This window comes from Methylosinus sporium (genome assembly GCF_003113265.1).
Taxonomy (GTDB): Bacteria; Pseudomonadota; Alphaproteobacteria; order Rhizobiales; family Beijerinckiaceae; genus Methylosinus; species Methylosinus sporium.
Genome location: NZ_PUIV01000024.1, coordinates 1 through 21,518, shown reverse-complemented (window position 1 = coordinate 21,518; position 21,518 = coordinate 1). Strand labels below are relative to the sequence as shown.

Genomic DNA, 21,518 nt, shown 5'->3' with positions numbered 1-21,518 from the left:
GGCAACGACCCACCTACGGATTTGCCCGAAGCGTTGCATTTGTGTCACAGGCCTCAGGCGTGGCTATGGCCGTGGTGCGGTTTCGGCGCCGAGGCGCTCTCGGGCGAATGCGCCTCCGCCGGCGCGACGACGAGCTGGCCGTAGCGCACGCCGCGCTCGCCGATCACATGCTGGGCGAAATGCTCGACCTCCGACTTTGCGCCGCGCAGCAGCGAGACCTCGAGGCAGGTCTCGGCGTCGACATGCACATGCAGGGCGGCGATGGAGAGATCGGCGTGGCTGTGATGGTCGTGCATCAGCCGCTTCGACAATTGCCGCGTCTCATGGTCGTAGAGATAGACGAGCGCGCCGATGCAGGGGCGATCGCTGTCGTCGAGCTTCGGCTGCTTCATGAGGCCGGCGCGCACGAGATCGCGCACCGCCTCCGATCGATTCTGATGCCCGCCGGCTTCCATATATTTGTCGAGAGCGGCCATGAGATCGTCGTCTATGGTCATGGTGACACGCTGCATATCGGACGCTCCCCCGCGCGGCGGCCCTGCATTCCAATGAAAAGCTTCGGCCGCATGTCGTTGATTTTACCCGTTCGGGAGCGGCCCCGCAATCGCGCGCGGGCCGAGCGGCGCGCGGTCTTGTCCATTTTCGCGGCGTCGGGCATTGTCGCGGCCCCGCCATTCAGGCTTGTCCCGGAGTCTTTCGAAAATGAGCTGGTCGTCGAAATGCTTGCCGCTCGTCGTCGCCGCATTGCTCGCATCGCTCGCGCCGGCCTTCGCCCATACGGCGGATATTTCCACCGCCAAGATCACGCCCGAGAAAGATCGTTCCTATCAGATCGATGTCGGCTTTCTGGCGACCGATCTCGAGCGCATCTTCTCGCAGACCATGGCGGAGCGCGCCGGCGTCGAGCTGTCGCAGCCGGGCGTGCTGGAGACGCAGATCGGCAAGCTCGTTCAGCGCCGCGTCTCCATGCATGACGCCGAGGGACACGCCTGCGCCGGCCGCGTCGATTACGCCGGAGAGGACCCCGCCAATGCAGACAGCGCATTGGTGAAGCTGAAATTCGACTGCTCCGGCGTCGCCGGCCAGATTTTCTACGACGCAAAGGAGCTGCTGGCCGTCGCCGGCTCCAAGGCCAAGCATCTCGTGACGCTGACCGGCGAAAACGCCGGCGAGACCATGCTCTATCCCGCCGATCCGCCGCTCGATCTGTCGAAGCCGTTGGAGACGGTCTGGCAGCTGATGTGGAAATTCGTGCAGGCCGGCGTCGAACATATTCTGACCGGCTACGATCATGTCTGCTTTCTGATCGCCATTCTTCTATGGGCGACGCGCGTCTGGCCGGTGGTGAAGATCGTCACCGCCTTCACCGTTTCCCATTCGATCACGCTGTCGCTGGCGGCGCTCGACATTGTGACGCTGCCCTCGCAATGGGTGGAGGCGGCGATCGCCGCCTCGATCATCTATGTCGCAGTCGAGAACTTTTTCTCACGCCGCGTCGACGGGCGCTGGCGCGACACATTTCTCTTCGGCTTCATCCATGGCTTCGGCTTCGCCAGCAGCTTGAAGGAGCTCGGCGTGCCGGCGAACGCCGTGCTGCCGGCGCTCGCCTCCTTCAACATCGGCGTGGAGCTCGGACAAGTGGCGATCGTGCTGGTCTTCGTGCCGGCGCTGCTCTTCATCGACAAGCAGACCGGCGGCAAGCGCAGCCCGCGGCTCGTCTATGCGCTGTCGGCGGCAATCGCGCTGCTCGGCGCCTATTGGCTGCTGGAGCGCGTCGGCGCGCTCGACTTCGTGCTCGCGCATCTCGGCCATTCGGCCTGAGCGCTGCGGGAGCGCGGCGGCTTCGTGCGGCCGCGCTCCGTCGAATGGGCGTCGCTCGCCCGGGTCATTTGGTGACGATGAAGGACCCGAGAATGCCGCCGAGCAGCGCGCCGATGATCACTGTCCCGATCGCGGCGGGGAAACCGACGACGCCGGCGCCCATTATGCCGCCGAGCACGGCCCCGACTCCTCCGAAAATATAGGCGTTCCGCGACATCAGGCGGTCGACTTGATCTTCTTCGGCCATGGTACTCTCCGTTGTTCTCTATCGCTGGCCCTTGGACCAAGGGCTGGCTCCGCATGTCTCTAGCTAGCGCGCGCCGCGCGGCGGCAAGGGCGGGCCGCGTGACGCCCCGCGAAATCGCCGCATGTTTCGATTAGGATGAGGCCTATGACACCGGATGATCTCGTCTCGCGCCTCCTCTATCGGGACGGGCTGATGCTCGTCGTCGACAAGCCCGCCGGCCTGCCCGTGCATCGCGGCCCCAAGGGCGGCGAAAATCTCGAGGATCATTTCGACGCTCTGCGCTTCGGCCTGCCGCGCGCGCCGGCGCTCGCGCATCGGCTCGATCGCGACACTTCCGGCTGCCTCGTGCTCGGCCGCCACCGCAAGGCGCTGGAGCGGCTCGGCAGACTGTTCCACGATGGGCGCATCGAGAAGACCTATTGGGCGATCGTCGAAGGCGCGCCTTCGGAGGAGGAGGGCCATATCGACATGGCGCTCGGCCGGCTCGATTCGACGCGCGGCTGGTGGATGCGGCCCGATCCGCTGGGCCTGCCGGCGCAGACGGATTGGCGCGTGCTCGGCCGCGCCCGCGACGCGCAGGGCAATGACCTCGCCTTCCTCGAGCTGAAGCCGCAGACCGGCCGCACGCATCAACTACGCGTGCATTGCCAGGCGATGGGCTGGCCCATGCTCGGCGATCCCGTCTACGGCCATGGCAAGCGCGAAGGCGCGCCGCCGCTGCATCTTCATGCGCGCGAGATCGACATTCCGATGCGCGAGAACAAGGAGCGCATCGTCGTGCGCGCCCCGGCGCCCGCGCATATGCGTGAGGCGCTGGCGCTCTGCGGATGGCGCGCGGAGACGGAATGACCACGCCGGTTCGCATCTGCTTCTTCGGCGACAGCCTCGTCAATGGAACCGGCGACGACGATGGTCTCGGCTGGGTGGGTCGGCTCGTCTCGCGGGAGCGCCGGGGCGGGCGGGACGTCACCGCCTATAATCTCGGCGTCCGCCGCGACACCAGCGCCGACATCGCGGCGCGTTGGCGCGAGGAGGCGCGGCGCCGTCTGCCGCGAGACTGCGACGCGCGTCTGCTGTTTTCCTTCGGCGCCAATGATTGCATAGAGGAAGCGGGCTGTGCGCGCGTTCCGCTCGAGGAGACGCTCGCTCATGCGCAGGAAATATTGCGCGAGGCGGCGACGCTCGCGCCCGTTTTGATGGTCGGCCCGTTTCTGCCGGACGTGGCGCGCATCGATCGCCTGTGTCCGCAATTGCAGCGGCTCTGCGCCGAGCAGCGCATTCCCTATATCGAGACGCACGGCTTCGCCGCGCATTGCGGCGTGCTTTTGAGCGAGGCGGCCGCCGGCGACGGCGCCCACCCCAATAGCGGCGGCTATGCGGCGCTGGCCGATTTCATCGGCGCGGCGCCGCAATGGCGCGCATGGCTCGACGGCGCGCTCACGTCCGCCAAGGATGCGCCGGCAGATCGCTGACGCCGACGACGGCGACGCCGGCCTGCGCGACGGCGTGGTCGTTCTCCACCGAGCTGCCGCTCACGCCGATCGCGCCGACCAGCACGCCATCCTCGTCGACGATGGGCAGGCCGCCGGGAAAGGTGATGAGCCCGTCATTGGAATGCTCTATGCCGAAGAGCGGGCCGCCCGGCTGCGACAGCTTGCCGATCTCGCCGGTCGGCATTCCGAAGAAGACTGCCGTCTTCGCCTTCTTGATCGCAATGTCGATACTGCCGACCCAGGCGTCGTCCATGCGATAGAAGGCTTTCAGATCGGCGCCGGAATCAACGACGGCGATGCACATTTTCGTGCCGAGCTCGGCGGCGCGCTTGCGCGCGGCGGTGATGGCGGCCTCCGCCGCGGCGATATTGACATGCATGGGGACTCTCCTCGTCGCGCGAGCGCCGCGACACCACACAAATGGCTACGCCGAAGTCCCTTTCAAGTCCGTCATCTCTGCGCGATCGGCGCCGGCTGTGTCACAATGTCGCGCTCCGCCGGCCATTTGACCCGATAGGCGAGGCGCAGCTCTTTCGTCTCGCCGGGCTTGGCGTCGAAGCTCCAGGCCATCACGCCGCGCTTGTCCGCCACCTGCTTCGTCGTGGGCGCAGTGGTCTGTGGCAGCGTCTCCACCGTAATGGCCGTGTTTTCGGAAAAAGGCGTTCGATCGACCACCGTCACCGGGACGACGAAATCATGCAGATTGCGAATCGTCGTCTTGAAGTCGCGCGTCTCATATTTGGTCTGGCCGAACCAGCTCGGCTCGTTTTCGACGCGCTTGACCGGCGCGCGCGTCACCTTGATCTTGTCGTCGGCGCCGAAGCCGAGCTCGACCGCCTCGCCGGGCGCGACGAAAGCGATGCGGCTCTGCCCGACATGAACGCCGTCGCGCTGCACGGCGACGGGGCCGGGCAGCAGCGGCGCGTCCTCGTCATTGACGATGCGCGCCTCGAGAAAGGCGGTCGGATCTTGCGCCGGCGCGATATGCGCGGCGAGCGTCGGCTCGATGCGGCGCGACGAGAGAATGAAACTCTTCGAGCTTCCGTCGCCGGGGACGCCGACGCGGCCCGCGATGTTGAAGCTGGCCTGATAGGCGTTGGATTCGAGCGTTGCCGTCTGCTGTTCCAAGGGGACGGGCGCGGGCGCCGAAGCCCTGGCGTCGGCTCTGCGCAATTGGCGCTCGGGCGCTGCGGCGACCGGAGCGGCGAGCTTTTCCGCATAGAGAACGGGCGGCTCGTAGAAGCCGACGCGCTGCGGCTGCACATCCGGCGCCGATGCGCCGCGATGCGCGCGCGTCGTCGAGACGGAGAGCGCGACGTCGCTCCAGTCCTCGCCCGTGTTCTGCGTCACCGCGGCGCGACGGGTGAGCTCGATCTGCGGCTTGCCGTCCTTGCCGCCGGTGTCGAGCCGCGCGTCATAGGCGGGCCGCCAAGAGGCGCCGGCGACGAGATAGGTGAGCGTCAATCGCAGCTTTCCGCCGCTCGCCGATTCCACGGCGATCGCGACCTCGCGCGCCGGGCGCTGCATTTTGCGTTCGCCGCCTCCCGCTTCGAGCGCATGAATCTCATCGTCGAGATCCTTGGCCCTGGCGCGCGCCGTGCGTAATTCTTCGCCGGTCTTGGCCAGCGCGGCGCCGATCGTCTCGAAAGCGGCGTTCCATTCGCCGATCGCGAGAGGGCGCGCCTCGGGCCCGAGCTTCTCCGGCCCGGCCTGCGAATAGCGCACGATCATCGCCTGCTTGCCGGCGAGCGCATCCAGCGTCGCCTGCAGGCTCTCGCGCGCCCGGCGCAATTGCTTCAGCTTGATCTCGATCGCCGTATCCGGCGCGCGCGCATCCGCCGGAGCGAATCGCGTCTCGACGGCGCCGATCGTCACGCGGCCATCGGCTTCGCCAAAGACGCGCAGCGAATCGGCGTCGAGCCCGGCGGGCAGGTTCGCGAGCACGATGGTCGAAGCCCCCGCGGGAAGATCGATCGTCGCTCTGCGCGTCACCGTCGCGGCGTCGGGATGAACGACGACGCCTTCGACCGCCGAGGCCGCCTCGACGATCGTCTCCTTCGCCCATGCGGAGGACAGCGCGATCGATGATACGCAAACGAGAGCGGAAACACGAAGCCGCATGGGGCCGCCTCCTCGAGGAAAGACGGAGCCATCCGGCCCGATGCTTATGTCCTTTTCGCGGCGGAGCCGGCGCTTCGGCCGGAGACGTTCTGTTTCTCGGCTTTATTTCTCGGCTCTGGCGACCGGCGCGGGCCGATCGGTCAGCGTGCGCAGAAAGGCGACGATGGCGTCGATTTCGCCCTCGTCGAGCCGCGGCGTCTCGCCCGGCTTGCGATCATAGGGAACTTCCTTGACGTTCACATTGTCGTGGAACTTCTCCGGCAGATCGTCGTATTTCGCGGTCGCGCCGTCCTTTTTCGGATACCAGCGCGCAGGGTCGGTGTCGCGCGTCGCATAATAGGCGACGACATCGCGCAGGCTGGCGAAAACGCCATTGTGCAGATAGGGCCCGGTCACGGCGACATTGCGCAAGCTCGGCGCCTTGAACTGGCCGCAGAGACTGTCGATGTCGAAGCCTTTCGGCGCGATCTTCGCGAGGCCCTCGCGTTTGCAGAGGCCGAGATCGACAAAGGCCGGGTCTTTGTTGTCGGGAATGGCGGCGTTGCGCGGCGCGCCCAGCGCGTCATAGCTGAAATCGGTGAACAGCCAGTCTTGCGGCCGGCGCGATTTCTCCTCGCCGACATGGCAGGCGAGGCAATTGCCCTTGTTCTTGTCCTTGAACAGAGCGAAGCCCTTTGCTTCTTCAGCGGTCAATTTCTCGCGGCCGCGCAGAACATCGTCGAATTTGGACGAGAAGGGATGAAAGCGCGCGCTGCTCTCATAGGCGGCGACGGCGCGCGCCAATTTGTCGAAAGCGGCGTCGCTGTCGAAAATCTTCGCGCCATAGACGCGCCGCGCGAGATCGGCATAGGCGCCGGATTTGATCTTCTCGACGACGGCGGCTCTCGACGGATTGTTCATCTCGCGCGGATTGAGCAGCGGCCCTTCCACTTGCGCAGCCAGATCATCCGCGCGTCCGTCCCAGAATTGGCCGCCGGCGGGAACGAGCTCGGTCGCGCCGGTCTCCTCGTCCTCCTTCTTCATGAAATGAAAGCGCGGGCTGAAGGAGACGTAAGCGAGCGAAGGCGTCTTGCGCGTTCCGAGCGCATCCGGCCGGCTGCCGCGCGCCAGCGCCGCGACGGGCGAGCCGTTATTGCCTTGAAACGCCTTGGCGGGATCGTGGCAGGAGGCGCAGGAGAGGCCGGCGGGCTCGGACAGGCTCTTGTCCTCGAAAATCCGCTTGCCCAGCAGCTCGCGCGGCGTGAGGCCGGCTTCATCGGCCGCCCGCGCGTCGCTCGTCGTCGATTCGAAGCTCGCCGCCGGCGCGGCCGCGGCGAGCAGAAAGAAAAAGGCGCGCGACACTATCGAGAGGCGCGATCGAATGGCGAGCGCCATTGAGAGTCTCCAATCGGGAGAGCGGACTCTCCGAATGAGCGAGGCGCGCGAAATCTAGTGAAGAAGCGCTAATTCCGTCAAACTCCATAGATTGGATCGGTTCCAAACAATGCTCTCGCCGCTTCAGCCGCGCGGGGGCTCCGGCTGAGCGACGAAGAGCAGGATGAGGCCGAGCGAGCCGATGAATCGAAAGGCCGGCTGCTGGAAGTTCCAATCAATGGAACGCCACATCTGGAACCATTCGCCGCCGATGATCATGAAGCCGAAAAAATAGAGCGCGAAGCCGAGCGCGAGCCCGCCTATGGCCCATTGTTTCGCCGCTTCGAAGCGCGCCGCATCGCCCTTTCGTGCGCCAAAAAGCCGCAGCGCGCCATAGAGGCAGAGCGCCCCATAGGCGAGCTCCGTCGCGATGATCCCGGCATAGAACAGCCGCTGCAGCGTGTCGGAGAGAATGGCGCGGCTCATCAGCGCGGCGTCGGCGTGAGTCGTGTCCATGGAGACGACATGGCGAAGGACCTCGAAATTCGTGCCATAATCGAAAATATTGCCGAGCCCGGTGACGAGGCCGAGCAGGCCGGCGCAGGCGGTGAGCAGGATCTTGGCGATGCGGGCGATCATGCGTGGGTCCTCCCCGGAGTCGATTCCGATCTATGTCCCGCCGATGACGCGGGCGAGGCGGCGAGGGCGATGATCGCGACAGTGACGCAAATTCTTTTCATTTTCGTCTTTCTCCTGCTGCTCCTCGGCGCGCTGCTCGTCGTCTCCGACGCCGGCGCGCGGCGCGCCTTTCGTATCGCGCTGCATCGGCGGGTCGCGCGTCTGCGGCCGCCGCGCTACGCCATTGTCGGCGACAGTCTCGCGGCGCAATGCGATTGGCGCCCGCTGCGTCGGCGGCCCTTCGACGTGCTGCGCCTTTCCCTCGGCGGCGCGACGCTGAAGGATATAGGCGCGCTAATCGTCGAGGCGCGCATGATGGGCGCGCGCTGCTTCGTCATCGACGGCGGCTTGAACGATCTTCTTTTCGACGCGGCGCCGCTCACGCAGATCGACCATGATTTTCGCGCGCTGCTGCGCCGCCTGCCGGAGGATGCGCGCGGCGTTCTGATGCTCGCGCCCCATATCGCCGACGCGGCGCAGGCGCCGCGCATAGACGAGATGAATCGGCTGATGCGCGCGCTCGCCGAAGCGCGCGGGCTCGCGGTCGTCGATCTCGCGCCGCAGCTTTCGCAAGACGGCGCGCGGCGGGCCGAGATGACCGATGACGGCCTGCATTTCTCGCCGCTCGCCGCAAAGCTATGGGTGCAGGCGGCGCGCGAGCGCCTTCTTCGCGATGGGCTCGCCTGAGCGCGGCGCGCCCTATGTAACGCGGCGCGGGCGCAATTCCACCGGCGCTCGCGCTCACGCCAAAGCGCGAAGGAGGTCGTAAAAATGGGTCTCTTCAATTTCTGGAACAACTCGAAGAGCGGCGAGCAGATCGACAAGAATGCGCCGTCGCCCAAGGGCGCGACCGAGAACGCCGCCGCGCCCGCCGATGAGCTGAAGAAGGAGATCGAGAAGAAAGGTCTCGACGCCTCCAAGATCGAAATCTCGGTCGAGGGCGACAAGGTGAAGCTCGGCGGCAAGGCGGCCTCCACCAGCGACGCCGAGAAGATCGTGCTCGCCGTCGGCAACACCAAGGGCGTCTCGCAGGTCGAGAGCAATATCGTCGTCGGCAAGCAGGAGACGGAATCCTTCTTCTACAAGGTGCGCCAAGGCGACACGCTGTGGAAGATCGCCGAGACGCAATATGGCCAGGGCAAGGGCGGAAAATACGAGGAGATTTTCGCCGCCAATCGGCCGCTGCTCTCTGACCCCGACAAGATCTATCCCGGCCAGGTGCTGCGCATTCCCAAGGCCCAAGGCGCCGCCGGCCAGGCCTGATCTCTGTCGCGCGGCCTCCTTCGGGAGGCCGCGTCATGCGGGAAAAATAGGGATGCGCACGCGGGAGCTATTCTCGAAATCGCGCGCGATATCGAAAACGAATTGCCTCGCAAAGGCGCGCGTCACATATTCCGCGCCGTAAAAGATCATAGATCGAGGCGAAGCGTTGAACCTCCGCATCTATCGTCGCGCGCCGCATCTCGCCATGCTCGCTGCGACCTTGTCTCTCGCCGTCGTCGCGGGCGCGTCCTCGGTGCGCGCGGATGATCTCCCGCAGCGTCGTCCCGGCCTGTGGCGCATAAAGACCATATCGCCGGAAGTGGGATTGCAGGCGCATGACGTCTGCATCGAGGCGAGCGACGGCCTGCTCGGCGTTCCGCAGGACAATTGCACCAAGCCGAGCGTCGAATCCGCGCAGGGCGGCGAGGTCATCGTCACCTTCTCCTGCGATCTCCATGGCGCGCGCGAAGTGACGAGCCTCTTGTTCACCGGCGATTTCTCGAGCTGGTATCGCGCGCAATCGAAGACGACGCTCACGCAAAAGAGCGGCGTCACGCGCGAGCGCTCGGGCTTCACCATAGACGCGAAATATCTTCGCCCGGAATGTCCGCAGCCCTGAGGCGTCAATGCTTCGGCGCGAGGCCGACGATATAGGCGGCGAGCGAGTCGATCTCGTCCGGCGTGAGGATGAGATTGGGCATGTTGCGATGCGAGCTGCGCAGGAAAACCTTGATCGCCAGCTCGGTCGTCGAGGGCATGCGCGCCACATCGACGAAGCTCGGCGCCTTGGAGGCTTCGTCCTTGGCCGGCGTCTTGTCGTCTATGCGGTGACATTCGACGCAGAGCGAGGCGGCGAGGCGTCGCCCGGCCGTCGGATCGCTCGATTGCGCGGCCGCGGGCGCCGCGACGGCTATGGAAGCGACTAATGCAAAAATCATCGGCGTCGGGCAAATCATGTCGCAGCTCCTCTATATGGTGAAATCGCTCCGCTTGAAGATCGACGCCAGCGTGATTCCCTTTTCGGCGAGCTTTTCCGCGGCGCCTTCCTCGCGGTCGATCACCACCAGCGCGCGCGTCGCTTTCGCCTCTGGATGCTCTTCCGTCATGCCGGCGATGGCCTCCAATATAGAGCCGCCCGTCGTCGCCACATCGTCCACGATCAGCGATTCGCCGCCCTTGGGCACATAGCCGTCGATACGCTCCTTGGCGCCATGGCCCTTGGCCTCCTTGCGCACGAAGAAAGCCTCGACCGGCGCGCCTTTGGGAAAGCTCACCGCGGCGATGGCCGCCACCATGGGCACGGCGCCCACGGCCAGCCCGCCGACGCCCTTTATTCCCAGCGCCTTCATATAGTCGACGACGATATCGGCGATGAGATGCGCGCCCTCCGGCAGCATGGTCGTCTGGCGCAGCTGGAAGAGATAATTGCTCTTGCGGCCCGAGGAGAGCGTGAAATCGCCGCGCAGCAGCGAATGCGTGTCGATCAGCCGATGCAGCCGCCCCCAGCGCGGATCGGCGGGATCGAGAACGGCGTCGGGACGGGAAGCGCGCAAATCGCTCATTGGCTGTCGAAACTCCGCTGTCGATAGAAGAACGGCGCCGGGCGCCGGCTCGCGTCCCTTACGCCGAGGAACTCGCGGACTTCAAGCCGGTTCCTTCCCTCGGCCCGCGCCGGCGCGGGAGGCGGGGCGAAAAATGCGAGCGGAACAAAAAAAGAACTTGGCGAAGAGAACAAATGCGATACAATCTGCCCATCCGATCTTCGCGTCCGATACCGGTCCGATCCTCACAAGTCTTTCACCGCTCTTTCGCTTCAGGGCCGCATCTCGCGTTGCGCCTGCCGCCCGCCCCGTGCCAGAAGGAATCATCGCCGTGAGCCAAGCCAATCTCCGCCTCGTGGAAGGAACATCCGTGGACAAGACCAAGGCGCTGGACGCCGCTTTGTCGCAGATCGAGCGGGCCTTCGGCAAAGGCTCGATCATGCGGCTCGGCAAGAATCAGAAGGCCGTCGAGATCGAGACGATCTCCACCGGCTCGCTCGGCCTCGACATAGCGCTCGGCGTCGGCGGAATGCCGCGCGGCCGCATCGTCGAGATTTACGGGCCGGAATCTTCGGGCAAGACCACTCTGGCGCTGCATGTGATCGCCGAGGCGCAGAAGAAGGGCGGCGTCTGCGCCTTCGTCGACGCCGAACATGCGCTCGATCCGGTCTACGCCCGCAAGCTCGGCGTCAATCTCGAGGAGCTGCTGATCTCCCAGCCCGATACGGGCGAGCAGGCGCTGGAGATCACCGACACGCTCGTGCGCTCCGGCGCGGTGGATGTGCTCATCATCGATTCGGTCGCCGCGCTGACGCCGCGCGCCGAGATCGAGGGGGAGATGGGCGAGGTGCAGCCCGGCCTGCAGGCCCGCCTGATGAGCCAGGCGCTGCGCAAGCTCACCGCCTCCATCTCGCGCTCCAACACGCTCGTCATCTTCATCAATCAGATCCGCATGAAGATCGGGGTCATGTATGGCTCGCCGGAGACGACCACGGGCGGCAACGCCTTGAAGTTCTACGCTTCCGTGCGTCTCGACATTCGCCGCATCGGCTCCATCAAGGACCGCGACGAGGTCACTGGCAACCAGACCCGCGTGAAGGTGGTCAAGAATAAGGTGGCCCCGCCTTTCAAGCAGGTCGAGTTCGACATCATGTATGGCGAGGGCGTCTCCAAGGTCGGCGAGTTGATCGACCTCGGCGTGAAGGCCGGTGTCGTCGAGAAGTCCGGCGCCTGGTTCTCCTACGACAGCCAGCGACTCGGCCAAGGCCGCGAGAACGCCAAGACCTTTCTCAAGCAGAACAAAGAGGCGGCCGAGCGGATCGAGCAGGCGATCCGCGAAAATTCCGGCCTCATCGCCGAGCGCATTCTCGACGCCGGCGGCGAGGGCGAGGGCGACGCCGGCGAGGAGTGAGTCGAGCGATCGCCCGAAGGTGAAGCGAGGACGGCCCACCCTCCCCTTCAGCGGGAGGGTCGGACGGCGTGGCCGTCCGGGGTGGGGTGGCGGCGCGAAGACTTCCGAAGCGTCATCCCCTTCCGCGAGCCGCGCCGCCTGTTCCACTTCGCGGACAAATGCTCTAGAAGGGCTCGGTTCGCGCCGGGCCTTTTCCTTTTCCCTGCGACGGTTACGGCCGAGCGCGCGTTCGATGGCTTTTCGAGCCGAACAAGCGGGCGACAAGAACCGATATGAGTGGCGTCAACCAGATCCGTTCGACCTTCCTCGACTATTTCTCGCGCAATGGACACGAGAAGGTCGCATCCTCGCCGCTCGTCCCGCAGAACGACCCCACGCTGATGTTCACCAACGCCGGCATGGTGCAGTTCAAGAATGTCTTCACCGGCTTCGAGAAGCGCCATTACGCGCGCGCCGCCACCGCGCAAAAATGTATGCGCGCCGGCGGCAAGCACAATGATCTCGACAATGTCGGCTATACGGCGCGGCATCTGACCTTTTTCGAGATGCTCGGCAATTTCTCTTTCGGCGATTATTTCAAGGAAGGCGCCATAGAACTCGCCTGGAATTTCGTCTCCCGCGAGCTGGCCCTGCCGCGCGAAAAGCTGCTGGTCACCGTCTATCACGACGACGACGAAGCCTTTTCGCTGTGGAAAAAGATCGCCGGCTTTTCTGACGATCGCATCATCCGCATTCCCACCGCAGATAATTTCTGGAGCATGGGCGACGTCGGCCCCTGCGGCCCTTGCTCCGAGATTTTCTTCGATCAGGGCGACAGCGTCGCCGGCGGCCCGCCCGGCAGCCCGGACGAGGATGGCGATCGGTTCCTGGAGTTCTGGAACCTCGTCTTCATGCAATATGAGCAGATCGCGCCGGGCGAGCGCGCGCCGCTGCCGCGTCCCTCCATCGACACGGGCATGGGCCTCGAGCGAATCGCCGCGCTGCTGCAGGGCGTGCAATCGGTCTTCGAGGTCGATCTCTTCCGGCGCCTCATCGGCGCCGTCGCGGAGGCGACAAGCGTCGATTCCGCCGGACCGCAGGCGGCGAGCCACCGCGTCATCGCCGATCATCTGCGCGCGTCGGCCTTTCTCGTCGCCGATGGCGTGACGCCTTCGAATGAGGGCCGCGGCTATGTGCTGCGCCGAATCATGCGCCGCGCCATGCGCCATGCGCAGCTTCTCGGCGCCGCCGAGCCTTTGATGCATCGCCTCGTCGGCGAGCTGGTTTCCGAAATGGGCCTCGCCTATCCCGAGCTGACCCGCGCCGAAAGCCTCATTCGCGACACTCTGCTGACCGAGGAGACGCGTTTCCGCCAGACTCTCGTGCGCGGCCTCTCGATCCTCGACGAGGAGAGCGCCTCGCTCACGGCCGGCGCGAGCTTCTCCGGCGAAACGGCGTTCAAGCTCTACGACACTTACGGCTTTCCGCTCGATCTCACCGAGGATGCGCTGCGTCCGCGCGGCATTGTCGTCGACAAGGCCGCTTTCGAGACCGCCATGGAGCGCCAGCGCGCCGAGGCGCGCAAGGCCTGGGCCGGCTCTGGCGAGACGGCGACCGAGGCCGTCTGGTTCGCGCTCGAGGAGCGTCTCGGCGCGACCGAGTTTCTCGGCTATGACCGGGAGAAGTCCGAGGGCCAGATCGTCGCCCTTCTCCACGAAGGGGCGGAGACCTTCCGGCTCGAGACCGGCGCGCGCGGCGCCGTGCTGCTCAATCAGACGCCCTTCTACGCGGAATCCGGCGGCCAGATCGGAGACATCGGCGTGATGCGCGCCAAGGGCGTGCGCTTTCGCGTCACCAACACGCAAAAGAAGGTTCACGGCCTCTTCGTTCACGAGGGCGTGGTGGAGGAGGGCGCGCTCACGCCTGGTCTCGCGCTCGAGCTCGAGGTCGAGCACGCTCGCCGCAACGCCGTGCGCGCCAATCATTCGGCGACGCATATTCTGCACGAGGCGCTGCGCCGCGTGCTCGGCGATCATGTCGCGCAAAAGGGCTCGCTCGTCGCGCCGGATCGGCTGCGCTTCGACTTCACCCATCCCAAGCCATTGACCGAGGAAGAGATCGCCGCCGTCGAGCAGATCGCCAACGAAGTGGTGCAGGACAACGCCCCGGTCGAAACCCGGCTGATGGGCCAGGACGAGGCCATTCGTTCCGGCGCCCGCGCTTTGTTCGGCGAAAAATATGGCGACGAGGTGCGCGTCGTCGCCATGGGCCATGCGCCCGTCGACGCCGATCGCGCCTTTTCCGTCGAACTCTGCGGCGGCACGCATGTGCGCCGCACCGGCGACATCGGCCTCATCAGCGTCGTCTCGCAGGGCGCGGTCGCCTCGGGCGTGCGCCGCATCGAGGCGAAGACGGCGGAAGGCGCCCGCGCGCAGCTCGTCTCCGAGGCCAAGGCGCTGCGCGAGATCGCCGCTCTCGTCCGCGCCTCCGTCGAGGAAGCCCCGGCGCGGCTGGCCAGCCTCATCGAGGAGCGCAAGACTTTGGAGCGCGAGCTCGCCGACGCCAAGCGCAAGCTCGCCATGGGCGGCGGCGGCGGCAATGGCGCGGCGGAGCCCGTTCGCGACGTCGCTGGAATCAAGCTGTTCGCCAAAGCCGTCGGCGGCATAGACGCGAAGGATTTGAAGTCCCTCGTCGACGAGGCCAAGAAGACGATCGGCTCCGGCGTCGTCGCCATCGCCAACGCCTCCACGGACGGCAAGGCCGGAGTTGTCGTCGGCGTCACCGCCGATCTCACCGCCCGCTTCAACGCCATCGATCTGGTGCGCGCCGCTTCCGAGAAGCTCGGCGGCAAGGGCGGAGGAGGGCGGCCCGATCTCGCCCAGGCCGGCGGTCCCGACGCTTCGGCGCTCGATGCGGCGCTCGCGGCGGTCGAGGAGACGCTCCGCCAAAAGGCCGCGCAGTGAAGCCGAGAGCGATCGCGCCGGCGTCACTCGTCTCCTAAATATTTTCCCGCAGCGCAATCGCGAGTCGGACGCCATATAATCGGCTGGCGGCGCGCCGGCCGACGTCGTCCCATCGTAAGAGGCGACCGTTCCGCGCGCGACGTTCGGTCGCGCGCTAGAGCGCTGAAACGCCGGAGCGCGAGCCTTACATCACGATCTCGGGGCCATGATCGGTTGGTTACCCGAGCGGAGGAGCGCCCATGCATGAGAAAATCCTCATTCCCCTCGATTTGACAGAGCCGGAGCTGACGCGCCTCGCGCTCGACGAAGCGCTCGCATTGGCCAAAGGCCAGGCGCAGCCCGAACTTCGCCTCGTCAATGTGCAATCTCTCGTGCCGGTGGCGTTTCTCGATTACATCCCGCCGAATTTCGACGAGGAATTGCGCACCGCGGCGGAGCAGGAAATCGCCGATGTCGCCGCCAAGCTCGACTATCCCAAGAACAAGGTGACGACAGTGGTGCGTTTCGGCGCCATCTATCCGGAGGTGCTCGCGGAAGCGCAAGAGTGGGGCGCCGATCTCATCGTGCTCGGCTCGCATCGGCCGGCGATGTCGACCTATCTTCTCGGCTCCAACGCCAAGACGATCGTGCGCCACGCCAAATGCTCGGTGCTGGTGGTGCGGCGCTGAGCGCGCCGGCCGCCTATCAGTTCTTTCTCTCTTCCCTGGCGCGCAGACGGTCCCGCACGCAGTCGCGGATATAGGCGCGCAGGCTCCCTCGCTCGACGCCGCGCGCCGCCGCCTCCTGGCGGCATTGCTGGCGCTCGACGCGGGTCGAGACGCGGCCGAAATAGCAGCGACCCAAAAAAGCTTCGCGCTCGGGGCCGCCGAGGCCGCGCTCATTGGCGCGCCCCTGGCAGGCGTGACGAATGCGTCGCGCCTCGAATTTGGTCAGGCGCTTGCGCGCTTGCGCCGGCTGCGCCGATTTTCCGGCGAGCGCGGGCGGGGCGGCGGGCTCGAAGGTCGGCGGCCTGTCGGGGCCATTGGCGGCGGAGGCCGCAGGCGCGAGCGCCATCATAGAGAGAGCGCAGGCCAAAAGAACCCGAAGTCCCCCACAGCGCGCGGCGCGGGCGTCCGAAACGGATTTCATTCCCTGCGTCCGACGAGGGGAGGGGGCTGCGGCGAGCGTGCGCATGGAAATTCTAGCCATTTCGGTCCGGGCGAATTCCGCGGCGGCGGAACAGGTCATGAGCGCCGAGCACATCGCGCGGCATGACGCGATCCGCTGTGCGTCGCTGCTCGACGGACAGAGAGGCGAAGAAGCTCGTTTCGGCGTCGGCGAGCGCGCGTAAATTCTCCACATGGCGGCTCAGACGATCGGCGCGCGCGCGGAGCGGTTCGCCGGGATCGCGCGGCGCGCCCTCCCGATTGCGGTCGATCGCGGCGGCGACGATGGCGGCGTCGCGGTCCCGAACCACGATATGCAATTGCTCCGCGAAAGTGGAGAACAGCCGGTCCTGCTCACCCGAGAGACGCAGAGCGAGCCGCCATTCGTCCATATGGCTCTCGAGCGGGCTGCGGCGCGCGACAAAGGGATTTTCCGCCACACGGTTGAGCGGCTCGGCGATCGGCGCGTCGCAGACTACGAAGGCGAGAAAGCTCGCCGCCAAGGCAATTGCAAAGCGCAGCAACATCGTCGTCGAACCCCGATGGAAACCCGGCTCGAGTTCTTACGCCGCCTTTGAGACCGAACCATGGCCGCCGCCGTGATTTCCCCCGCCGCCGCCGAGGCGAGCCCGTTAACGACGAATAGGGCTCCGGCGTTAACGAATGGGCCCCGCGAGAGCAGGCGCGGCGCCTCGAACGATCCGCGGCGGCCCCTCGGGCGGCCATCGATATCGCATATTTTCAATAGCATATCGAAAATACCGCGAAATTTCGCCTATTTCGGTCGCAATTCGTTATACTTACGAAAAAACCCATAAAATCTAAACGTGTTCGCTGAAAAACTGAGCTATCTACTTACGGAGCGGGCAAAACAATAAATCTATTCTCGTCTTCACATCGGGGAGACGACGAGAATGTTGCGTAGAGTGGCGAGACTGACGATGAGCGCGGCGCTGGCCGGCGCATTCTCCTTCTGGGGAGCGCCTGCGCGCGCAGCCTCCGAGCCCCTGCTCCATGCGGCTCTCGGAGCCGAGACCAGCGTCCCATACGGATGGCTGGACTTTTGTCATCGCTATCGCGGCGAATGCGACGTCGACGCCTCCGCTCCGCGCGATATCGATCTCACCGCCAAGGCCTACAAGGACCTCCAGCGCATCAACGCGAAGGTCAATCACGCGATCGAGCCCGTCTCCGACATGGAGCATTGGGGCGTCGTCGATCGCTGGGACTATCCCGCCGACGGCAAGGGCGATTGCGAGGATTATGCGCTGATGAAGCGCCGTCTGCTGGTCGAGCTCGGCTATCCGCGCGCCGCGCTGCTGATGACGGTGGTCAAGGAGAAGAATGGCGACGGTCACGCGATTCTGACAGTCAAGACCAATCGCGGCGAGTTCGTCCTCGACAATATGAACGACGCCGTGCGCCCTTGGACCAACACGCCCTATCGTTTCGTCAAGCGGCAGTCGCAGCTCGATCAGAATGTCTGGGTGGCGATCGACGATCCGAACGCGCCCCGCTTCGCCGCGCGCTGAGCCGGCGGTCGGCGCGCCCCCGCGAAGGGCGCGCCGGGACGGTCAGATCGCCTCCAGCCCTTTCGCATAGCGCTCGGCGTTCTCGACATAATGCTTCGCCGATTCGAGATTGCGCGCCAGCGCGCCCTCGTCGAGCGTGCGTACGACGCGGGCCGGCGAGCCGACGATCAGGCTGTTGTCCGGGAATTCCTTGTTTTCCGTCACCAGCGAATTGGCCCCGACGAGGCAGTTGCGGCCGATTTTCGCGCCATTGAGGATCGTCGCGCCCATGCCGACGAGGCTCGCCTCGCCGATGACGCAGCTGTGCAGAATGACGCCATGGCCGATGGTGCAATCGGCGCCGATGGTCAGCGGAAAGCCCATATCCGTATGGAAAATGCAGTTGTCCTGGACATTGGTGCGGGCGCCGACGGCAATCCATTCATTGTCGCCGCGCAGCACGCAGCCGAACCATATGTTGGCGTCTTCGTCGAGCTGCACGCGGCCGATGATCCGAGCGTCCGGCGCGACCCAAAAACGGCCGGAAGCCGGCACGCGCGGCGCGACGCCGTCGAGCTTGTAGAGCGGCATGATCCTCGTCTCCCGCGCCCCTTTCGGCGACGTCTCGGAGAGACGCGCAGGGGCTTCGCCGGACTTTCTAGAGTTTTTGCCGCGAAGAGGAAACCGCGTTATGGGTCGGTTTGAATGGTCATTTCCGTGATCGACGTCGCAAGGAGCGTCAACAGCTCCTGGCGGTTCGACGAGCGCATCCTATCGATCACTGTAATTTCCATCACGTTTCATCCATCGTGTCCGGCATAGGTCGCGCTTGGCCGTTCCCGCGTCGCGCCATGTATGGACATTAGTGAGGTACAAGAGGCGCAAAGAACTCAAAGGCCTCGTGAAAGAGCGGATGCCAGTCTCGATCAAGCGGCAAATCGATCGGATGCCAGAAGAATGAGAAAGTATGACCGTGGTCGTCCTCAGCCTTATGTTGCCAAGTGTCGGGTAGGCCAGAAGAACGAAAATGGAAGAAATGCCACAGCTGACGATCAGCTCCGATCTGGTGTTGTCCGAGGTACATCAATGGCGACTGAATGGTCAGTCCGCTTTCTTCTCGCAACTCGCGCTCGGCAGCTTCGACCGGCGTCTCTCCTGTTTCGATCGTTCCCTTCACGAACTGCTTCCCAGCCGAAGGATGCACAAAGGCAAGGACTTCCAGCCCGCACTCAAACGTTCGGATCACGACGAGGCACACTTTTTCCACTTGGTACATCGAGCAACAATGCCTTCCCAATGCAGCAAATGGGGCGTAAGTAGTGTCCGGCGGTGCGGTCCGAATTTTCGGAGCCCTATTGATTACCGGAATCCTACCCTCATAATCGCTATTCTTTAAAGGGGCCGCCGAGCAAAATTCGCGCCGTGCGAAGGCAATTTTATGCAGGTATTTTTTAGCGCGGAGGAGTGCTGGTATGGCGACACATGGGCGTGAGGAACTTCAGTGCGTTGGCCGCAGGGTCCAGGCGCGCGCGCACGCCTCGCTCATGTCGGATACGAAATGGCGGAAAGTGTTTTCGGAACTCAACAAGCCCGAGTGGCGGCTGGAATATTGCATCGTGAAATTTATCGACGTTACCGAAGAAAAAAGGGTCTATTTCCCGATAGGCTTATGGTCCCCGCGTCCTTGGGTCGACATCTTTGGCTTCGGCCCGATACCTTTGCGCTCCATCGAATGGATGCTTGTTCCCCGTATAGCGAAATATAAGCGGGGCAATCCTGGCGTTCCCGATGGAGAAATCGAGCAAGACGTCGAGGCAATCATGAATGCGATCGATGGGTTTGGAAAATATCCAGTCCAACTCACAGAACGAGGTTTATTGATCATGGGACACGTGACAGAGACACATTCTCGTTGAATGTAGAGTTACGCGTTGCCGAATGGGGACGTCTCGCCAGGAGCGCGCATTCTGAGGCAAACCGTCGAACGACTGGGATTGACCCGACGCAGAGAGGCGGCGAATGAGTGAGCCCCCGATGCCAGAGCAAGAATGTCGAAGCGCGTTCAAGCTCTACAGCGAGGACGGGAAACGAGCAGCCGACGTGCTGGAGTTCCGCAACGGCGAAACATATCTCGACGAGCAGGAATGGGTCGAAGGGACCACATTCAAGAACAGGCATTCCGGTAGGTTGGTAGGTCCGTTCGCTTCGCCAGCGGATGCGGAAAAATTCATAGTGGCTACGCCCTGGTTCCGCGGTAGCCGAGCATAGGCCTCCGCTTCTCACCCCATCTGAGACCTTCAGGTCAGCAAAGGTGCGTGACGGCTTCGGGTCATGACGTGAAATTCAAACTGACCCACTACCGGCGAGCGCGAGCGGCGCCGGCGAAAATGGGCTAAGCTTCGCGAATCTTCCGCGCTCCTCTTTCCAAAGAGCCATGCGTCTCTTCGTCCTCGTTCTCGTCCTTCTCGCTCTCGCGCTGGGGCTTCTCGGCGCAGGCGCCTTTCGCCTCCTCAGAAGAGCCGACGAGGCCGCGCCGGCCGTCGTCGCCGCCAGCCTCGGCGATGCGCGCTTCGTCTATTCGCCGGCCCACGCGCGCGACGAGTCGACGCGCTATGGCGGGGCGGTCGATCGTCTTTCCTTCATCGCCGTGGCTCCCGATTTCGCCCCGCCGCCGAAGCCCAGCCTCGATCCGCGCCGGCGCGCGGCCGAGGAGCTCGATCCGATGCGCGTCTTCGTCACGCTCGCGCCGCGCGAGGAGGCGCTCGATCCGGCCGAGCGGCCGTCGCGTCTCTATGCGCGCTTTCTGGAGAGCGAGGTCTGGAGCGGGCCGGGCGGCCTCGTCCTGCGGCGCTTCGAGGCCGGCTCGCCCTATGAGCTCGAGCAGCTCTATCTCGCGCCGCCGGACGGGCGCGCGTTCTTCGCGCGCTGCCCGCGTCGGGACGCCGGCTTTCTCGGCTCGGCCCCCTGCATCTGGGCGCTGCGCTGGAAGACCGTGGATGTGGAGGCGCGCTTTTCCGCGCCGCTGCTGCGCGATTGGGAGGAGCTGGCGAAGGGCCTGCGCGCCTTTCTGGCCTCGATCGACGGCGCGTCCCCGCGGCCGCGCTGAGCGCTGTCAGAAATCGTCGAGGTCGAAGTCGAGAATGGCGATCTGCAGCGTGTAGCTCGTCTGCTTGGCGTCGTCGGCGGAGATGACGCCGAGAAAATCTTCGCCGCTGTTGAGCTCCACCGAATCGGTCTTGCGGCCGCGCGGGGCGATGGTGAGCTTGTCGTTCTCGAACAGCTTGCGCAGATAGGATTGCAGCGTCTCGCGCCCGACCGGGAGCTTCATGCCGAAGGCGAAGGAGCGGTCGCCGTCCTCGTCGTCCACCATGATGGAGGCGATCTTGCGTTCGCCGAGATGAACGGCGGCGTCCTCGGGATTTTTGGGATCGGCGGTCACGCGAATCCCGTCGTTGCCGAGCGACTGGCGCAAGAAGGCCTGCAGCTTACGCAGCTCGATCTTGTCCAATTCCGGTTCCCCCGCTTCACGCGCCTCTTGCCGAGCGCCTCGCCGTCGTCTCGCGGCCTGCTGCCTGTGCCATGAATCGCCGCCGCGCCGCAAGAGGGGCGGGCGCTCGCTCGTCTCCGCTCGCCCATCTCCGCTCGAACGAAAAAGCCCGGCGCGCGCTGCGCCGGGCCTGTCGAAAATCTCGCCTCGCTCGCTCGGTCACTCGCCCGCGGCTTTGAGGCGCTTGTTGCATTCGCTCCAATATTTCGGCCATGTGGCCTTGGGATTGGCCTTCAGCAGCTCGGCCTTCTTCGCCTTCCATTCGGCGCCGCATTTCTTCTGGCGCGCGGCCTGGGCGGCCTTGCCTTCGGTGGCGGGCTTCGCCGCGGGAGCGGCGGTCGTTGGGGCCGGAGCCGGCGTCGGAGCGGGAGCCGTTTCTGCCGGGGCCGGGGCATGAGTGGGAGCCGGGGCGGGAGCCGGCTCCCACTCATGCCCCGGCCCCGGC

Annotated in this window: 25 protein-coding genes and 1 pseudogene; 12 read left to right on the top strand and 14 right to left on the bottom strand. The window is 65.1% G+C overall.

All coding sequences use genetic code 11. The features are described 5' to 3' along the window. Positions 1-53: 53 nt before the first annotated feature. Positions 54-512: a nickel-responsive transcriptional regulator NikR gene (nikR, locus tag C5689_RS13815; protein ID WP_108917849.1), complete on the bottom strand. Its 459-nt coding sequence runs from the start codon at positions 510-512 to the stop codon at positions 54-56. Positions 513-702: 190 nt separating this feature from the next. Between nikR and C5689_RS13810 the strand changes: the two genes are divergently transcribed. Beyond that, complete coding sequence (locus C5689_RS13810; RefSeq protein WP_108917848.1) at positions 703-1,821, top strand: HupE/UreJ family protein; 1,119 nt, start codon at positions 703-705, stop codon at positions 1,819-1,821. A gap of 64 nt (positions 1,822-1,885) precedes the next feature. Here C5689_RS13810 and C5689_RS13805 read toward each other — a convergent pair whose 3' ends face one another. Further along, the gene (locus tag C5689_RS13805) at positions 1,886-2,068 is read right to left on the bottom strand and encodes a hypothetical protein (RefSeq protein ID WP_108917847.1); all 183 of its coding nucleotides are present in this window, start codon (positions 2,066-2,068) and stop codon (positions 1,886-1,888) included. A gap of 144 nt (positions 2,069-2,212) precedes the next feature. Between C5689_RS13805 and C5689_RS13800 the strand changes: the two genes are divergently transcribed. Both C5689_RS13800 and C5689_RS13795 read left to right on the top strand, forming a co-directional pair. Further along, a complete protein-coding gene (locus C5689_RS13800) occupies positions 2,213-2,917 on the top strand; it encodes an RluA family pseudouridine synthase (protein WP_108917846.1) in 705 nt (234 codons plus the stop codon). Continuing rightward, entirely contained in the window at positions 2,914-3,540 is a 627-nt protein-coding gene (locus tag C5689_RS13795; RefSeq protein ID WP_108917880.1) for a GDSL-type esterase/lipase family protein, read from the top strand. Before C5689_RS13800 ends, C5689_RS13795 begins: the two co-directional genes overlap by 4 nt. Here C5689_RS13795 and C5689_RS13790 read toward each other — a convergent pair. The 4 genes from C5689_RS13790 to C5689_RS13775 form a co-directional block, all read right to left on the bottom strand. Beyond that, on the bottom strand, positions 3,506-3,940 hold the full coding sequence (locus tag C5689_RS13790; RefSeq protein WP_036292728.1) for a GlcG/HbpS family heme-binding protein: 435 nt from the start codon (positions 3,938-3,940) through the stop codon (positions 3,506-3,508). The two genes, C5689_RS13795 and C5689_RS13790, sit on opposite strands and share 35 nt — an antisense overlap. A 71-nt stretch (positions 3,941-4,011) precedes the next feature. Continuing rightward, on the bottom strand, positions 4,012-5,682 hold the full coding sequence (locus C5689_RS13785) for a mucoidy inhibitor MuiA family protein (protein WP_108917845.1): 1,671 nt from the start codon (positions 5,680-5,682) through the stop codon (positions 4,012-4,014). 102 nt (positions 5,683-5,784) lie between these two features. Continuing rightward, positions 5,785-7,056: a cytochrome-c peroxidase gene (locus tag C5689_RS13780; RefSeq protein ID WP_108917844.1), complete on the bottom strand. Its 1,272-nt coding sequence runs from the start codon at positions 7,054-7,056 to the stop codon at positions 5,785-5,787. Between the two features lie 123 nt (positions 7,057-7,179). Beyond that, positions 7,180-7,674, bottom strand: coding sequence for a DUF2165 family protein (locus C5689_RS13775; RefSeq protein ID WP_108917843.1), 495 nt, complete (start codon positions 7,672-7,674; stop codon positions 7,180-7,182). A gap of 81 nt (positions 7,675-7,755) precedes the next feature. Here C5689_RS13775 and C5689_RS13770 point away from each other — a divergent pair, with 81 nt between their 5' ends. From C5689_RS13770 to C5689_RS13760, 3 genes are all read left to right on the top strand, one after another. Beyond that, positions 7,756-8,400, top strand: coding sequence for an SGNH/GDSL hydrolase family protein (locus C5689_RS13770; RefSeq protein WP_158271811.1), 645 nt, complete (start codon positions 7,756-7,758; stop codon positions 8,398-8,400). An 84-nt stretch (positions 8,401-8,484) separates the two neighbouring features. Beyond that, the gene (lysM, locus tag C5689_RS13765) at positions 8,485-8,976 is read left to right on the top strand and encodes a peptidoglycan-binding protein LysM (RefSeq protein WP_036292716.1); all 492 of its coding nucleotides are present in this window, start codon (positions 8,485-8,487) and stop codon (positions 8,974-8,976) included. 166 nt (positions 8,977-9,142) lie between these two features. Beyond that, positions 9,143-9,595 (top strand): DUF3617 domain-containing protein, encoded by a 453-nt coding sequence (locus C5689_RS13760; protein WP_244594705.1) that lies wholly within the window; start codon positions 9,143-9,145, stop codon positions 9,593-9,595. A 4-nt stretch (positions 9,596-9,599) separates the two neighbouring features. On the opposite strand, the gene C5689_RS13755 is transcribed toward C5689_RS13760, so the two are convergent. Together C5689_RS13755 and pyrE are read right to left on the bottom strand one after the other, a co-directional pair. Then, a complete protein-coding gene (locus C5689_RS13755; protein WP_244594704.1) occupies positions 9,600-9,932 on the bottom strand; it encodes a c-type cytochrome in 333 nt (110 codons plus the stop codon). Between the two features lie 12 nt (positions 9,933-9,944). Further along, positions 9,945-10,538, bottom strand: a complete 594-nt coding sequence (gene pyrE / locus C5689_RS13750; RefSeq protein WP_108917842.1) for an orotate phosphoribosyltransferase — start codon at positions 10,536-10,538, stop codon at positions 9,945-9,947. A 310-nt stretch (positions 10,539-10,848) separates the two neighbouring features. Between pyrE and recA the strand changes: the two genes are divergently transcribed. From recA to C5689_RS13735, 3 genes are all read left to right on the top strand, one after another. Next, a complete protein-coding gene (gene recA / locus C5689_RS13745; protein WP_108917876.1) occupies positions 10,849-11,928 on the top strand; it encodes a recombinase RecA in 1,080 nt (359 codons plus the stop codon). A gap of 272 nt (positions 11,929-12,200) precedes the next feature. Next, complete coding sequence (alaS, locus tag C5689_RS13740; RefSeq protein ID WP_108917841.1) at positions 12,201-14,870, top strand: alanine--tRNA ligase; 2,670 nt, start codon at positions 12,201-12,203, stop codon at positions 14,868-14,870. Between the two features lie 239 nt (positions 14,871-15,109). After that, a complete protein-coding gene (locus C5689_RS13735; protein WP_108917840.1) occupies positions 15,110-15,538 on the top strand; it encodes a universal stress protein in 429 nt (142 codons plus the stop codon). 16 nt (positions 15,539-15,554) lie between these two features. On the opposite strand, the gene C5689_RS13730 is transcribed toward C5689_RS13735, so the two are convergent. Continuing rightward, complete coding sequence (locus tag C5689_RS13730) at positions 15,555-15,926, bottom strand: hypothetical protein (RefSeq protein ID WP_108917839.1); 372 nt, start codon at positions 15,924-15,926, stop codon at positions 15,555-15,557. 124 nt (positions 15,927-16,050) lie between these two features. After that, positions 16,051-16,542: a Spy/CpxP family protein refolding chaperone gene (locus tag C5689_RS13725; RefSeq protein ID WP_108917838.1), complete on the bottom strand. Its 492-nt coding sequence runs from the start codon at positions 16,540-16,542 to the stop codon at positions 16,051-16,053. A gap of 387 nt (positions 16,543-16,929) precedes the next feature. On the opposite strand from C5689_RS13725, the gene C5689_RS13720 reads away from it, so the two are divergent. Next, positions 16,930-17,547: a transglutaminase-like cysteine peptidase gene (locus tag C5689_RS13720; protein WP_108917837.1), complete on the top strand. Its 618-nt coding sequence runs from the start codon at positions 16,930-16,932 to the stop codon at positions 17,545-17,547. A 42-nt stretch (positions 17,548-17,589) separates the two neighbouring features. On the opposite strand, the gene C5689_RS13715 is transcribed toward C5689_RS13720, so the two are convergent. Both C5689_RS13715 and C5689_RS13710 read right to left on the bottom strand, forming a co-directional pair. After that, positions 17,590-18,117, bottom strand: coding sequence for a gamma carbonic anhydrase family protein (locus C5689_RS13715; protein WP_108917836.1), 528 nt, complete (start codon positions 18,115-18,117; stop codon positions 17,590-17,592). A gap of 271 nt (positions 18,118-18,388) precedes the next feature. Then, positions 18,389-18,802, bottom strand: coding sequence for an NUDIX domain-containing protein (locus C5689_RS13710; RefSeq protein WP_108917835.1), 414 nt, complete (start codon positions 18,800-18,802; stop codon positions 18,389-18,391). 196 nt (positions 18,803-18,998) lie between these two features. Between C5689_RS13710 and C5689_RS13705 the strand changes: the two genes are divergently transcribed. Both C5689_RS13705 and C5689_RS13700 read left to right on the top strand, forming a co-directional pair. Continuing rightward, a complete protein-coding gene (locus C5689_RS13705; protein ID WP_108917834.1) occupies positions 18,999-19,442 on the top strand; it encodes a DUF6678 family protein in 444 nt (147 codons plus the stop codon). 518 nt (positions 19,443-19,960) lie between these two features. Further along, complete coding sequence (locus C5689_RS13700; RefSeq protein WP_108917833.1) at positions 19,961-20,632, top strand: hypothetical protein; 672 nt, start codon at positions 19,961-19,963, stop codon at positions 20,630-20,632. Between the two features lie 6 nt (positions 20,633-20,638). On the opposite strand, the gene C5689_RS13695 is transcribed toward C5689_RS13700, so the two are convergent. Both C5689_RS13695 and C5689_RS13690 read right to left on the bottom strand, forming a co-directional pair. Continuing rightward, entirely contained in the window at positions 20,639-21,034 is a 396-nt protein-coding gene (locus C5689_RS13695) for a DUF3126 family protein (protein ID WP_108917832.1), read from the bottom strand. Positions 21,035-21,232: 198 nt separating this feature from the next. Beyond that, positions 21,233-21,518 (bottom strand): annotated as a pseudogene (locus C5689_RS13690) (hypothetical protein); the annotation flags it as partial.